This window comes from Thiomicrospira aerophila AL3 (assembly GCF_000227665.2).
GTDB classification, from domain to species: Bacteria; Pseudomonadota; Gammaproteobacteria; order Thiomicrospirales; family Thiomicrospiraceae; genus Thiomicrospira; species Thiomicrospira aerophila.
The window spans coordinates 1870303-1885389 of the sequence record NZ_CP007030.1 but is presented as its reverse complement, the minus strand read 5'-3'; the positions used below and the strand labels follow the sequence as shown (position 1 = coordinate 1885389).

11 protein-coding genes are annotated in these 15087 nt (G+C 47.1%); 5 read left to right on the top strand and 6 right to left on the bottom strand.

Going from position 1 to position 15087, the window contains the following annotated elements; all coding sequences use genetic code 11:
* Window positions 1-108: 108 nt before the first annotated feature.
* The 3 genes from THIAE_RS09150 to THIAE_RS09140 all read right to left on the bottom strand — a co-directional run bounded on the left by THIAE_RS09150 (window position 109) and on the right by THIAE_RS09140 (window position 4997).
* Window positions 109-3186: an efflux RND transporter permease subunit gene (locus THIAE_RS09150; protein WP_006460816.1), complete on the bottom strand. Its 3078-nt coding sequence runs from the start codon at window positions 3184-3186 to the stop codon at window positions 109-111.
* Window positions 3179-4213 carry an efflux RND transporter periplasmic adaptor subunit gene (locus THIAE_RS09145; protein ID WP_006460817.1) on the bottom strand — a complete coding sequence of 345 codons (1035 nt, stop codon included), beginning with the start codon at window positions 4211-4213 and terminating at the stop codon, window positions 3179-3181. Before THIAE_RS09145 ends, THIAE_RS09150 begins: the two co-directional genes overlap by 8 nt.
* Window positions 4214-4274: 61 nt before the next feature.
* Complete coding sequence (locus THIAE_RS09140) at window positions 4275-4997, bottom strand: DUF3581 domain-containing protein (protein ID WP_006460818.1); 723 nt, start codon at window positions 4995-4997, stop codon at window positions 4275-4277.
* Between the two features lie 101 nt (window positions 4998-5098).
* On the opposite strand from THIAE_RS09140, the gene THIAE_RS09135 reads away from it, so the two are divergent.
* Together THIAE_RS09135 and THIAE_RS09130 are read left to right on the top strand one after the other, a co-directional pair.
* Window positions 5099-6265: a TRAP transporter substrate-binding protein gene (locus THIAE_RS09135; RefSeq protein ID WP_006460819.1), complete on the top strand. Its 1167-nt coding sequence runs from the start codon at window positions 5099-5101 to the stop codon at window positions 6263-6265.
* A gap of 56 nt (window positions 6266-6321) precedes the next feature.
* Window positions 6322-7314, top strand: a complete 993-nt coding sequence (locus tag THIAE_RS09130) for a 2-hydroxyacid dehydrogenase (protein WP_006460820.1) — start codon at window positions 6322-6324, stop codon at window positions 7312-7314.
* Between the two features lie 81 nt (window positions 7315-7395).
* Here the strand turns inward: THIAE_RS09130 and THIAE_RS09125 are convergent, their stop codons facing one another.
* On the bottom strand, window positions 7396-9225 hold the full coding sequence (locus tag THIAE_RS09125; protein ID WP_006460821.1) for a DEAD/DEAH box helicase: 1830 nt from the start codon (window positions 9223-9225) through the stop codon (window positions 7396-7398).
* 446 nt (window positions 9226-9671) lie between these two features.
* Here THIAE_RS09125 and THIAE_RS09120 point away from each other — a divergent pair, with 446 nt between their 5' ends.
* Window positions 9672-10877 (top strand): IS256 family transposase, encoded by a 1206-nt coding sequence (locus THIAE_RS09120; protein WP_006460822.1) that lies wholly within the window; start codon window positions 9672-9674, stop codon window positions 10875-10877.
* Window positions 10878-10960: 83 nt separating this feature from the next.
* Here the strand turns inward: THIAE_RS09120 and THIAE_RS09115 are convergent, their stop codons facing one another.
* Window positions 10961-11311, bottom strand: coding sequence for a hypothetical protein (locus THIAE_RS09115; RefSeq protein ID WP_006460823.1), 351 nt, complete (start codon window positions 11309-11311; stop codon window positions 10961-10963).
* Window positions 11312-11338: 27 nt separating this feature from the next.
* Window positions 11339-13144, bottom strand: a complete 1806-nt coding sequence (locus THIAE_RS09110; protein WP_006460824.1) for a Na/Pi cotransporter family protein — start codon at window positions 13142-13144, stop codon at window positions 11339-11341.
* A gap of 238 nt (window positions 13145-13382) precedes the next feature.
* On the opposite strand from THIAE_RS09110, the gene THIAE_RS09105 reads away from it, so the two are divergent.
* Together THIAE_RS09105 and THIAE_RS09100 are read left to right on the top strand one after the other, a co-directional pair.
* Window positions 13383-14018 carry a TetR/AcrR family transcriptional regulator gene (locus THIAE_RS09105; protein WP_006460825.1) on the top strand — a complete coding sequence of 212 codons (636 nt, stop codon included), beginning with the start codon at window positions 13383-13385 and terminating at the stop codon, window positions 14016-14018.
* A 5-nt stretch (window positions 14019-14023) separates the two neighbouring features.
* Window positions 14024-15079: an MBL fold metallo-hydrolase gene (locus THIAE_RS09100; protein WP_006460826.1), complete on the top strand. Its 1056-nt coding sequence runs from the start codon at window positions 14024-14026 to the stop codon at window positions 15077-15079.
* The last annotated feature ends 8 nt before the right edge of the window (window positions 15080-15087 follow it).

Here is a 15087-nt window from a genome sequence, read left to right as displayed (position 1 = left end):
TGATAATATAATATTTAGTCAAGGCTAAATATTATATTTTGGCATGAGTAAGTAGCTTGCTTAATCATTAAGCAGGCCTGGTCGGATGGCGTGGGGTTCAAAATGAATTTAACGAGATAACAGCGCCGGGCGATTGGCGGTAAGGCGATAAAACAATGGAATCGTAAACAGCGTCAGTAGCGTTGACACACCAATGCCCCAGACAATCGCGGTGGCGACCGGACTAAACATCAGCGAATGGCCGCCCATGCCGATGGCCAGACCCATTAAGCCGGCCATGGTGGTAAATGTGGTAATTAAAATGGGCACCAAGCGACGGCGAGCGGCATAGACAATCGCATGCAAGCTAGACATGCCACTGGCACGGCGGGAATTGGCCGCCGAAATTAACACGATAGCCGCATTGACCGCGATACCTGAGAGCGCCACTACGCCATACAGGGTATATAAGCTCAATGGGTAACCGCTGATCCAAAGTCCATAGGCCACACCGGTAAACGCCATCGGGATAGTAAGCAAAATAATAAAGGGCTGAAAATAGCTTCTAAATTGCGCGCCTAAAATCAGGTACATTAGCCCAACGCCCATTACAAACAGCATCAACATCGCATTCAGCGATTCGTTGATTTCATCCAGTTCGCCAGAAAAATCGAGATTAATGCCGGGGTGTTGCGCGGCGATATCGTCCCACGCGGCCTGCAGTGTTGCGTTTGCTGTGAGGGTGTCAATCTGACTTCGATCGATATCGGCCTCTAGGGTGATTGCACGGCTGAAGTTATGATGGCGCAAACTAACGAAGCCTTGGCGGATATCCACGGTCACTAATTCGGCTAAGGCAATACGCTGCCCGCTTGGACTGGTGATTTGCGTGGCTAACCAGGCCTGGATGTCGTCCGTTTGGGGGACGGCGCCTCTAACACGTAAATCGACTTGCTCCCCTCGGTCATTGAGTTGCGCGACCACTTCTCCATCGGTTAATAAACGTAAACTGCGTACCACGGTCATTGGGTCCAGGCCGGCTTGTCGAATCGCTGGCATATTAAGCTGGGTCACCAGTTGTGGGCTACCCAAGGTGGCATCATTTTGAATGTCAGTCACTCCTGGGATTTGCTCGAGTAGCGCAGTTAAGTCAGCTACGGCAGCCGCAATCTCGGTGTAATCATCGCCGCGCACCTTAACACTAATGGGTTTTGAGCTGGGTGGGCCACCGGATAGTTTAAGCACACCGACCTCGGCCGGTGCGGGGGCGTTGGTTGTGATGTGATCACGCAACCCATCAATAATGGTGTCGGCACTTCGTTCGCGTTGCGATGCGGGGTGCAGGCTAATAAATACCTGCCCTAGGTTTTCACCAATCAGCGGTTCCGTTTCGGTAAACATTTGTCCGGCATAACTGACCAGTGCGCGACCTTCACCAGCCTGTAACCAGGCCTGCGCAAGTCTTTCTATTTCGCGTGTTTTAACTAGGGTTTGGTCGATGGGCGTGCCGGTGGGGAGTTCGACATTTAAGTAGAAAATATCCAGGGTGTCGGAGGCAAAAAAGTTGGTGGTAATTCGCTCAGACGAGACAAGGTAAATGGCCGATGCAAAAGTGCTTGCCAGTACCAACATGGTCAGCCAGGGGTGGCGAAAACTTTTGACCAGTGCCCGGCCATAGAGGTTGCGCAGTTTCATTAGGCGTCTTTCGCGCCCCGGCGTTAGGTGGTGTTTTTGGTCGGCTTTAAGATGCATGGCATGGCTTTGAGACGGGAGCATCCAAAAGGCTTGAATCAGGCTGATAATCAGCGCAATGGTCACCACCAGTGGCACAATGCGCATGAAGTCGCCCAAAATACCGGGCAGCAACATCAGCGGTAAAAAAGCTGCAATGGTGGTGAGTACCGCCGCGACGAGTGGCCAGCCTACTTCGCGCATCGCTTCAAGCGCGGCATCGAGTGTATTGCGGCCACGGTGCATCTGTTGATGCATCGCCTCGATCATGACGACCGCCACATCGACCAACATCCCCAGCGCAATAATAATGCCTAATAAGACCGTGAGGTTGAGGGTTTCGCCGCTCAGATTCAGCACAATAAACACCCCGGTTAGCGAGAAGGGAATGGCCATTGCGACCAATACCCCAATGCGCCATCCTAAAAACAGCCAACTGACAAGCAGCACCAGCGTCAAACCTTGTAGCGCATTGGTTTGCATCATGCTAATGGCGTCACGGGTGGATTGGGTTTGGTCATCGGCGAGGGTTAGGGTTAAGCCTTGTGCGGCATATTGTTGATTATAATCAACAATAAAATCGCTTAAACGTTCAACTAGCTCAAGGGTATTAGCCGTGCCTGACTTCATCACCGCGAGCATCACCGCTGGCTGATCATTCATCGATACCATTTGCGTGGTATCTTGGCGCGCCCGTAAAATCTCGGCGACTTCTTCAAGTAACACATCACCTTGCGCCGTCGGTAGCGGCAGTTGTGCGAGGGCTTGCGGGTTTGGGTCTTGACCAATGTGGCGCACGAGCCATTGTTCTTGGCCGACGCGCAACTTACCGGCGGCTTGGTCCTGCCATTGTGCTGCGATCATGTCGGCGACAAGCGGGGGGCTAAGACCGAGTTGAGCCAGGCGGTTAAAATCGAGCCTAACCTGTAGCTCGGGGTCTTCGAGTCCAATGGTATCAATGCGATCGACGCCACGCAGTCGTTCTAATTCGCGTTTAAGTTGAAAGCCTTGGGCGCGTAATGTTTCATCAAAAGCCTGGCCTTTTAGCACGAGTGTGGCCGATGGATAGGCATTGGCACTGGTAATTTCAATGACCATCGGCTCTACAATATCGGCGGGGAGTTCGGGGCGTTTGTTTTGGATTTCGCGGCGTAAATCATTGATGCGTTTATCAAAGGTGCGATCGTCTAAATCACGAAATCTAACCAGAATATTGGATAAACCAACCCGCGAGGTGCTGGACACGAAATTGACATCATTGAGTTTGCGTAAGGCATCTTCTAGCGGTTGGGTGACGCGGGTTTCGATGTCCTCAGCGCTGGCACCGGGTAGCGCGGTCACAATCACAATCCAGTTGAAGTTTATGGTCGGGTCTTTTTGGCGCGGCATATCCAAGTAGGACAGGGTGCCGAGCACCAACACTAAGGCGAAAACCAGATTGGCTAAGACTGCGTTGCTGATAAAGCGCTTAATCATTGGCCTGCTCGCGGGTTAAGCGCTGCTGGCCCTGGGTCACAATCAATAAGTTGTCTGGCCAATCAGCGGGCAGCGTATGGGGGCGTCCTTCTTGGACACCTTGCAGCTGACGAAACCTCAGTTGATTGTCTTCTAGGGTAAAGACGCCAAATGCTTGGCCACGCTGCACAATCACCTGCGCGGGCAAGAAAGGCTGTGGGTGGGTGAGTCGCACTTGTCCACTTAGGCCAATTGGTAAGTCGGTGGGCGCATTAAACCACACTTGTACAGTGCGACTGTTTGGATCAATATGGGGTGCTTGGCGGATGAGCTGCAGGTCAAGGTCATCTAATCCGCGTACTTGCAAGCGGGCGTTCAGATCAGCAGGCCTGGTATGATCTAGCGATTGTAGCCAACTAAATGGTAGCTGGGTGCTAATTTCAGCCTGCTCAGTTTGAAGCAATTCCAACAGGGGATGACCGACATTGACCCATTGGCCTTCACCGACATGATGCGTGAGCACACTGCCGGTAAACGGCGCTTTAATCGTGCAGCGCTCGATTTGACGCGCATTGAGTCGTTGCTCCACCGCTAAAATATCGCCTTGTGCCTGGAGTTGTTGCACCTGTGCGGCCACTTCGTCTAATTGACTCAGCGCGGCAAGGTCGCGGTTTTGTAATTGCGCTAAGCGTGTTTGGGTGCTTTGCGCTAGGCTCAGTGAGGCTTGATTTTGTTGGCGTTGCGCTATCAAGCGTTCAGCCTGTAATTGGGTGTCTTGGCAATCGAGTTCAACTAAGGGTTGGCCTTGCTGAACGCGCTGACCAGGGCGTGTATAGATACGCAGTACACGGGCATTCAGCTCGCTGGCTAATTGGGTTTTATTGGGGCTGATGACTTCGGCGGCAAAACTTTGCGAGCGTTCAATGACTACCTCGGACAAGGGTTGGGTTTGAATTTGGGCACGCCAAGCTTCATCTGACTGCGCATGAATAGCGCTCATGGCCAATGGATTTACCAGTAAAAAACCCAACATGATGACCCAGCGCATGCCAATCTCCTTGAGTGGTTATAGCGAGTTGCTTCTTGTTTAAAACCCTAATGCTACAAAACTATGCGGCATAACTCGACTTGATTTGGGCATAATCATCACACACTTGTTGCATAGCTTGTGGATCATAATCACGCAAGCCACTGAGTAACATGGTTTTGTGGCCATGTCCCAGCTGTCTATCACCGTCTAAAATACTAAATTTGAGCGCGACTTGGGCCCGTTTCCCTTGTAATTCTATCTCATACCCCGCATAGGCAAGACGCATATTTTCAGTGGGTAGTTGATCAAAATGTACGGCCATGCTTTCGTACATCACCATTGGGCGCGCTGGATTAATCATAATATTATGTTCTGCCATAATCGGTACCAGCAAATGTGGAAAACTTTCACCAGAAAAGGCCACATAGGCTTCAATAAAAGGCGCAATAATCTGAGGGTCTTGGGTTAAGCAGTCTTGGTGGCTCAGGCTTAAAAAGGTTTTGGCGTCACTGTCTTGAATCAGATAATGGTCTGGTTGCTCCGGCACAAAGGTTAATTCGCGCTCATCGCTTAACATCCCCACAAATTTAAAGGTCATTTGCTTGGCTAGACCCAGCTGCATCAAGCTGACGGCGAATAACAAGTCACCTGGGACACAAAAGCGTTTAGAATCAGGATTATGCAATGGGTTAAAATCACCGGCGATATGTTTAGCAAAACGACTGGCTTGCTCTGGCTGAATAACAAATGACGTTAAATGGGCTGAGTGTGAGCGAGTTTGGTAGAAATCATCTAGAAACATGGCATAATCCGATAAAAAAGTTTAATGATACTTTAACCTAGCAATGGAAGCTAGTTTCTGCGTAGTCGCAATCATAATCTACCCAAAATAAAGGAAATAGGATGACTCAGCCAGTTAAGTCGGCCAAGCCAGATTCAATCGATCATCAAACTAAATCCAATGCGCTCGGACGTCGCGCTTTGTTAACCGGTGCGGTGGCCGCGACGGCCCTTGGCATAACTGGCTTAACCGGTTGCCAAGCGGACTGTGATCAAGGTGTCACGCTCGATCATGAACGGGTGTTTAATTGGAAAATGGTGACCTCTTGGCCGAAGAACTTTCCAGGTTTAGGTACCGGCGCGAATAATTTGGCGCAACTCATTGAGCAGATGTCCGGTGGTCGTATAAAGGTGACAGTATTTGGTGCTGGAGAGTTGGTTGGGCCTTTCGAGGTCTTTGATGCGGTGTCTCAGGGACAAGCTGAATTAGGTCATTCGACCGCCTATTATTGGAAAGGTAAGTTGCCTAGTGCAGATTTCTTTACCGTCGTGCCGATGGGTTTGACTGCAGAAGAAATGAACAGTTGGCTCTATTATGGCGGTGGCATGGCGCTCTGGGAGGAGGCCTACAAACCCTTTGGCTTAATTCCCAATGCGGCGGGTAACTCCGGCACTCAAATGGGCGGTTGGTTTAATCGTGAAATAAATAGTTTGGCTGATTTGCGTGGTTTAAAGATTCGTATGCCAGGCCTGGGTGCTGAGGTCTATGAAAAAGTGGGCGCGGTACCGGTTAATCTGCCGGGCAATGAGCTATTTCAAGGGATGCAGACCGGTCTGATTGACGCGGTCGAGTTTGTCGGTCCCTACAATGATTTAGCCTTTGGCTTTCATCGGGTTGCAAAATATTACTATACCCCTGGTTGGCAGGAGCCAGGCTCTGCTATCGAGTGTATGATAAATGCCAAAGCTTTTGCTGAACTGACGCCAGATTTACAGGTGATTGTGCGCAGCGCCATGAAAGTCGCCAACTTAAATATGTTGGCAGAATATACCGCGCGCAATCAGCAGGCGCTCAATACCTTAATTAAGCAGCATGGTGTCCAGTTGCGTCACTTTCCGCAGGATGTGTTACTTGCCTTAAAACAAACCAGTGAGGAGGTGGTTGAAGCGGCGGCTGCGCGTGATCCTTTGGCGCAAAAAGTCTGGGCTTCGCAGAAGGCTTTTCGTGACCAAGTTGCGCCTTGGACTGAACAATCCTTAAAAGCCTTTTTAGATTTAAGATACATGTAATGTTATAACTTTAAGCTATATAACAACCTAACCCACTTACCTAATGGAGAGCGCAGATGAAAGTCGCTGTATTTAGTACCAAGCCCTATGATAAGAATGCATTGGGTCACTATGATAACGATGAGGTTGATTTAACCTTTTTAGAAGTACCTATGACGGTTGCCAGTGCACATTATGCGCAGGGTTTTCAAGCAGTCAGCGCCTTTGTAAATGATGATTTAAGTGAACCCGTATTAAGCCAGCTAAAGGGCTATGGTATTGAGCTAGTCACGTTACGCTGTGCGGGTTTTAATAATGTCGATTTAGCCGCTGCAAAAAAACTCGGTATCAAGGTAACACGTGTACCGGCCTATTCACCCTATGCCGTTGCCGAGCACACCATTGGGATGATGTTGGCCTTGAGCCGTAAGATTTATAAAGCCTATAACCGTGTGCGCGAAGGAAATTTCTCGCTCAATGGTCTGTTGGGCTTTGATTTTTATGGCAAAACCGTGGGCATTATCGGTGCGGGAAAAATTGGCTTGCTCGTCGCTAAACGCTTACAGGCATTTGGTTGCCGGGTGTTGGTTTATGATCCGTACTTGTGTGAATCTTGTGCAGCAGAAGGGTTTGAGCAAGTGCCCTTAGATGAACTTTATGCCCAAGCCCATATTATTTCTATGCACTGTCCGTTAACGCCTGAAACGACCCGGATGATCAATAATGAATCGATTGCCAAGATGCGTCAAGGTGTGATGATTATCAATACCGGCCGTGGTGCGCTCATTGATACCAAAGCTTTGATTAGTGGGTTAAAGACGCGCCATATCGGCTATGTCGGTTTGGATGTGTATGAAGAAGAGGGGCCGTTATTTTTTGAAGATCATTCGGATGACATCATCCAAGATGACCACTTTGAACGCCTATTGACTTTCCCGAATGTGTTAGTGACCGGTCACCAGGCCTACTTTACTCATGAAGCGCTTGAGCACATTGCTGAAACGACCATTGAAAACCTGATGGCGTTTAAATATCAGCGCCCTTTAACCAACGAAGTGCCGTTTAAATAACAGGCTAAATAAAAAAGCCCCCGAATCCAAATGGAGACGGGGGCTTTTACTTCTTTTATTAGGTCAATTTAGCAGGCCTGCTTAGACTGAACCCATGCTACGTTTAGTACGTGGTGCACCGGCTGGCTTGCGGCTCAACTTTGGACGCGCGCCCGGTGCTGCAGCGGTGTCGCGTACTTCGGTTAAATCTGCAGGTTGACCACAAATCCAGGTTTTTTTCAGCGTAGCCAATTGCGCCTTAGATAAATCGGCCGGCAAATCAACGAGACTGAAGCTATCCTGAATATTCAACTGACGAATTGATGAACCGTCAATATTCGCTTCATTGGCAATGGCACCAATAATATTGCCTGGTTTAACACCATTCGCAAAACCGACATTAATGCGGTAACGCTTCATACCTGATTCAGGTGGGCCATCTGCGCGTGGACGACGTGGCGCGCGTTCTGCACGATCACCACGCTCCGGACGGTCACCGCCGCGTTCAAAACGATCACTGCGACCACGTGCTGGACGCTCGCGCCCAAAGTCACGCTCACCACGGGCACCGCGATCGTCGTCACGGAAGCTGGCTTGGCGCATTGGCTTGTCTTCTAGGAAGAAAGGCGTATCGCCTTGAACCAGTTTTGCTAAGGCAGCAGCAATTTCTAATGCTGGTACATTCGACGCTTGTTGTAAGTCTTCAATCATTTGTTGATAGAATTCTAAGCCTTCTTGCTCTAACGCATCGGTAATACGCGCCTTGAACTTTTCAACGCGTTGATCGTTAATGTCCTGCGTGCTTGGTAGCGTTAGCATGTCGATCTTTTTATTGGTCGCACGCTCAATTTGCTGCAACAAACGACGTTCACGTGGTGCCACAAACAAAATCGCATTACCTGAACGACCGGCACGACCAGTACGGCCAATGCGGTGAACATAGCTTTCAGTATCATAAGGAATGTCATAGTTTACAACGTGAGTGATACGCTCAACGTCTAAACCACGTGCCACGACGTCAGTGGCAATCAAGATATCAATCTTGCCTTTTTTAAGCTGATCAACAATACGTTCACGGTGATTCTGTGCAATGTCACCATTTAAGGCAGCTGCAGCATAGCCACGCGCTTCGAGCTTTTCAGCCAATTCAATGGTAGCGGTTTTGGTGCGCACGAAAATAATCATGCCATCAAATTCGGTCGCTTCTAGGATGCGTGTTAACGCATCTAGCTTATGTAAACCACTCACCAACCAGTAAGACTGGGTAATCGTTGAAGCGGTACCGGTTTTTTGTTTGATAATGACTTCAACTGGGTTGTTCAAATGCCTGCTCGCAATTTTATGCACTTCTTTAGGCATAGTCGCCGAGAACAAGGCAATTTGACGGTCCTGCGGTGTTTGTTCTAATACCCACTCTACGTCATCAATAAAGCCCATACGTAGCATTTCGTCGGCTTCATCTAATACCAAAGCCTGTAAGTTATCTAGGTTTAAAGTGCCTTTGCGCATGTGATCCATCACACGGCCTGGCGTGCCTACAACTACTTGCGCACCGCGTTTTAGCGCACGAATCTGACCGCCATATTCTTGACCACCATAGATAGGTAATACATGAAAACCTTTCATGTGATGCGCAAAGCTTTGGAAAGCTTCAGCGACCTGAATGGCCAATTCGCGTGTTGGCGCGAGTACCAGAATCTGTGGGTTGGTGTTTTTAATATCGACACGTGATAGTAATGGTAGTGCGAAGGCGGCGGTTTTACCGGTGCCCGTTTGCGCCATACCTAAAATGTCACGGCCTTCTAAAATCGGTGGAATTGCTTGCGCCTGGATCGGTGAAGGTGTTTCATAACCGACATCTTTAAGGGCTTGTAAAACTTGTGGGATCAGGTTGAAGCTTTCAAATGTAATATCAACGGTGTTTTCGCTCATAGGGTTTTCCTTTTAGTGCTAATGAAAAAACGCTTATGGCTCAGATCAACGGAAAAACGGCGGTCTGGACAAGTCCTATGGCGATGGTGCGCACACCTAAACACAGTGATGTGATGACATCGATGCTGGACTGATGCAGTAAGAAAGTAGAAATGACGCAATCTAGGTCATTTAAAAGTTCCCGAGCTCCGTATGGCTCTCGGTCTAGCGAAATCAATCTGTAAAGATTTACAGAGATAATAAGTCGTCACTAATGAGAGAGCAAAGCAATAAAGCTTGCATAGAGTAACAGAATGAGCCCAGGTTGCAATAAAAATTCATGAAAACTTTTAAACTATGAGCGTTTACACAATTTAATTTACAGGCTCAAATTCAATAACCGATGACTTGGGTAGTGTTTAGAAATCTGTGTCATTTCGTTAAAATTTCTCAAAAAGGAATGACACATGACAAAACCTCAATTCGATTTCAACGAAGCATTAGAACAGCTTCAATCTGGTAAAGGTCTCACTGGCAAAGATGGCGTGTTGACCCCACTGATCAAACAGCTCACCGAAGCCGCGCTTAAAGCCGAACTGGATCTTCATTTAGCCGATGACGCTTCAGCTAATCGTAAAAATGGCTATACCAAAAAAACCGTCAAAAGCGGTGTCGGTGAATTTGAGCTAGACACACCCCGTGATCGTGAGGGTACGTTCGAACCGCAACTGATCAAAAAACACCAAACCAAACTCACTCCAGAAATCGACCAGAAAATTCTCGGGTTGTTCGCACTGGGCACCAGCTACCGCGATATCCGTTTCCACATTGAAGAACTGTATGGCATTGATGTGTCTGAAGCGACCATTACCGCTGTCACCGACCAACTGATTCCTGAGCTTAAAGAATGGCAGTCGCGCTCACTAGACGCAATCTATCCCTTTATTGGGCTCGATGCCATTCACTACAAAATCAAAGACCATGGGCGCTATGTCAGCAAAGCGATCTATACCATTTTAGGGGTCAACACCGAAGGCCGCAAAGAACTACTTGGCTTGTACCTCTCAGAAAGCGAAGGGGCGAACTACTGGCTCTCTGTCTTAACCGATTTACACAACCGTGGCGTCAAAGATATTCTGATCGCCAGTGTGGATGGCTTAACCGGCTTTGTCGAAGCGATTAACAGCATCTACCCACAGACTGAAGTGCAACAATGCGTGATTCATCAAATCCGCAACTCAATGAAATATGTTGCCTCAAAAAACCAGAAAGAATTCATGCAAGATTTAAAGCCGGTTTACCGTGCTGCAACTAAACAAGCCGCCGAAGCCGCACTGGATGAGCTGGAAGCCAAATGGGGTGCACACTATCCGATTGTGATCTCGTCTTGGCGGCGCAAATGGGATAACCTCAGTGTGTACTTTAAATATCCTGAGTACATCCGTCGGGTGATTTACACAACGAACGCGATTGAAGCGGTGCATCGCCAGTTCCGTAAACTGACCAAAACCAAAGGCGGCTTTCCTAACGAAAATAGCTTGTTGAAGCTACTGTATGCTGGCATACTCAACGCGTCCAAAAAATGGACGATGCCGGTTCAGAACTGGAACCTTGCCTTGTCTCAGTTAGCCATCCACTTCGAAGGTCGACTAGACAAGGCGTTGGATATTTAAAAAACTAGGCTGACACAGAATTTTGAACGCTCTCATGACTTGTGCAGCCCAAATATACGCAAATATTTTGGGGCTGAATAGGGTTAGCTATTGGGCTTATTTTGTTCCGTTTCGGTCTCTGCTTGTTTAGGCTCGTTTGATATAGTGGCTAAAGTCGCTTGATCATCCAGTGTTGATGGATGCTGACGCTCTTCTCGTATCGCCAGCAGCAATGCTTTACCCTTGGCTCGTTGTGCGAGTACGACATCAAGCTTTGTCTGCAAGTTATCCCGTTGTTCTTGTTTCAGCGGTTGTTTTAATTTGTCTTGTAAGTCTTTTTGTTTTGCCTTGAGTTGCTTTAGTAGTTTTCGCAGATCTTTAATTTCATTTCGTTGTTGTTGTTTCTCTTGATCAAAATAATCAACTAGCTTATTTAGCATCTTTTTGAGTTTCATACGTCCTCCTTTGACAAGGTTAGTCGACTAAGCTTTAACATCAGACTCGTTGGTAGCAAGTGTCTGAATTTCATCGGGTCGTAATGCCAAGTTATCGACACTGTTTTGTTCTGAGTCATGTAGTAAAGTGCGAGCTGCCTCAATTAAGTTTTTCGCTAAATCAGTCACATAGGCCTCATCGTTCATGATGGATGTGGCAATTGCCGGGTTAATACGTCTAGCACGAATCATATCATCTAAGCTGTCCATTAGTTGTTGGCTAGATTTTTCCATCGTAAGTTTAAGTGAATCTAATGACAAGCTCGTGACATTTTCAGTACTATGTAAAATAATTCGCAATTCACGTAATAGCGTTGCAATTTGCAAGCGGATGGCATCATATTGTTCCCGTACAGCTATGTTGGATGACACCCCATGCTTCGAAAGATTTTTATGCATATGTTTCATGGCTTTAACGGCTTCAACAATATCACGACTAGCTTGGCGTAAAATATAGAGTTCTTCAGTCGCTTCATGGGTTAATTCTCGCGTTTGTGCTTCACCGATAAAGGCCACGATTTCGCTGTGTAAGCTTTTAATTTTATTTTCATAAATATCATCTACGTCTAGCGGCATGATTCGACGTGTGTATTTAATTGCATCTACCAAGGATTCTTCAGAGTCAATGACCGCACGACGCAAACTAATACCATGCGTTAACAAGCCATATGCATTATCAAATAGATGCTGTACTTCTTTGCGCACAGCACTTACCGCCGTTGCAGGTGTTTCAACTGCTTGTGGATGAAGGTAAATGGGCTTTTCTGAAGATTTGGGAGCAAAAGTTACATACTTTTGTAAAAGTGTTTCCAATTGCTTAATAAACGGGAAAAGTAACAGTACGCCCGTGATATTAAACAGGGTATGAAAAAGCGCAAGTTTTAATAAATAACTATCATCGGCAATGCCTAATAAGCGAGCGCCATGGTCAACAACCCATACAAATTGGTTAATAAATAGTATGGCTACAAAAGCGGTAATAATATTAAAAAGTACGTGTGCAATCGCGAGGCGTTTTCCGCCTAGATTAGCCGCCATGCCACCAATAGCCGTGGTGACTGCGCTGCCTAAGTTGGCACCAATGGCTAAAGCCAGTGCATTTTCATAACTGACTTGGCCAGTGGCAAGCGCAGCAATAATAACCAGCAAGGTCGCATGACTTGATTGCATGATCGTGGTGATGATGACTCCAATTAACGTAAACAGTAGCACCCCTGCTAGACCTGGTACCGCATAAGCAGTTAAATCGACGGTTGACTGAAACGCTTCGAAGCCGGTTTTCATGTAGTGAATGCCCAAAAACAGGAAGCCAACCCCCAGCATGACATAGCCTAAGCCTTTGAGGGCTTTACTTTTTTGAAGGGTAAAAATGACCCCAAAGATAAGTGCAGGCATAGCATAACTGGCTATATCGACTTTTAATCCAAGGCCCGCAATTAGCCAGGCACCTGTAGTGGTGCCTATGTTAGCTCCCATGATGATGCCGATACCGGCTGCTAAGCTAATCATTTGTGCACTAACGAACGAAATGGTCACCAAAGAAACGAGCGTGCTTGACTGCATTAGTGTCGTGGCTGTCATGCCAAAAGTGAGGCTTTTCCATTGATGGCTTGTTGATTTGCGTAAGATGCTTTCTAACGTGCCGCCAGTAAAAGCTTTAAAACCTTCTTCCAAACACATCATGCCAAATAAAAACAAGGCAATGCCTGCTGCGGTTTCCTTAAAGTCGGGGCTAATCCAAAAGCTGTAAGCTAGTAATAGAATAATGACTGGGAAAAGTATTTTCTTCAGCATAATGAGTCTCGTAGTGTATGAGTAATGTCAAGCCATCTTTGGGCAATCTTCGATATGTTACTCTTTTTCCATAGTCAGGCAATGAGTGTTTATGAAAGCGAAGTAATTTAATAACCAAGGCCGTCAGGTTTAAAGTTTGTTGATGGGGTGATTGAAATATTTAGGGTAAGCGGGGCTTTTCATTGTTAGGTAAAAAAAATAGAATGAATATTCATTCTAGATTAAAGATGAAAACTTAATGCCCTCTTCAAGACTATTTTTTGTACATAACCAAGGCTCAAAGCTGCAAACAAAAGTGCTTAATAGTGCGTTGAAACTGTTTGTTGAGCAAGGGTTTCACAAAACCTCGGTTCCTGACTTAGTTGCGGATTCGGGGGTGAGTATTGGCAGTATTTACAAGCATTTTGGTGATAAAGAGGGGCTGGCTAAGGAGTTAATGGTGCGTTTGTTTGAGGAACTTTCTCGACAGCAACAGATCATTATTGATCAGTATGCGCACTCCAAAGACCAATACCGTGCTTTGGTGGCATGGATGTTTCAATTTGCCCTAGAGTTTCAGGATGTGATGGCATTTTTACTCTATGCCCGACATCAGAATTTTTTGCCCGATACCCGTTCAGCTTGTTCAGCCAAGCCGTTCATGATGTTGCGAGATGTCATTGCGCAGGGTATCGAGCGTAAAGAAATAAAGCAGCAAGATCCGCTTATTATGGCAGCGGTCGCCTTTGGACCCGTATTGAGGGTTTTGCAGCTTTATATTGATGGTGTGCTGCCTAAGCCATTAACAGCATACCAAGACGAATTGATTGCGACGAGTTGGCATGCAATCGCTTATTCAAACAATAATAACGATGGCGACAATAAAGAAGGATGATACTCATGATGAAGCGACGCGATTTTATTCTAGGTGGGCTGGGTGGTATGGCCGCGCTAACAGCAGGGCAAGCGGTAGCGCAAGATCCCTTAGCGAGAGCTTTACAGCATTACATGCAAGAGCTTGAGCGTGCTGAACGTCAAGCGGGTTATTTAGGTCCACGTATTACTATTCCACAGGCTCAAAAAGTGACTGACGGTGTTTACACCGTGGTAGGCAGTATGATTTGGCATAACCCCTCCAACTATGGTTTAAACAATAACCTCAGCTTTATGATTTTCGAGAATGGGGTGTTTGTATTTAATGGCAGTGCCAATCCAGCCTTGTCACAAGCCTTGCATCGTCAAATTCAGCAAATTACGGATAAACCGGTTAGATGGGTGGCGGTTGAAAATCATCAAGGTCATGCGCACCTAGGTTCAAGCTATTGGTATGACATGGGCGTGCGTAATTTTTATTCCCAACGTCAGGCCCATGCGGACTTTCATGCCAGCTGGGATATTATCAAAGATCGTTGGTCACGAGCAGTGGGGCATCAATTAACCGCACCGGCCTATGATATTTCAGATGAATTTACGGTGTTTGATGAGCGCATGGATATTGATGTCGGTGGCGGTGAGGTCGTGCAAATGCATTATTTTGGTAAAGGCCACACGCCCGGTTCGACCACGCTCTATGTGCCATCGCGCAATGTGATTTTCCCGGGCGATAACGCTTATGAAAGCCGGATGTTAGCTTTGTTTAACTATACTGATACCCAAGCCTGGGTTAAAACCTTTGAGCGTTTTATGGAGTTTACGCCAGAGGGTACGATTATTGTGCCAGGCCATGGTGTGCCTACCGATATGGCGACGGTCAAGCGAGATACGTATGATTATCTCAAGTGGATGCATCGCGAAATTCAAGCCATTATTGACGCCGGCGGCTCACTTCGTGAGGCAGAAAACCTTGATCAGTCGCAATTTAGTCATCGTGAAGTTTATGCGCAAACCTTTGCCGGCAATGCCCGCCATATTTATCGTGAATTAAAAGGCTTAGACTTAGGCGATGCGGTTGATTAATTGCTATT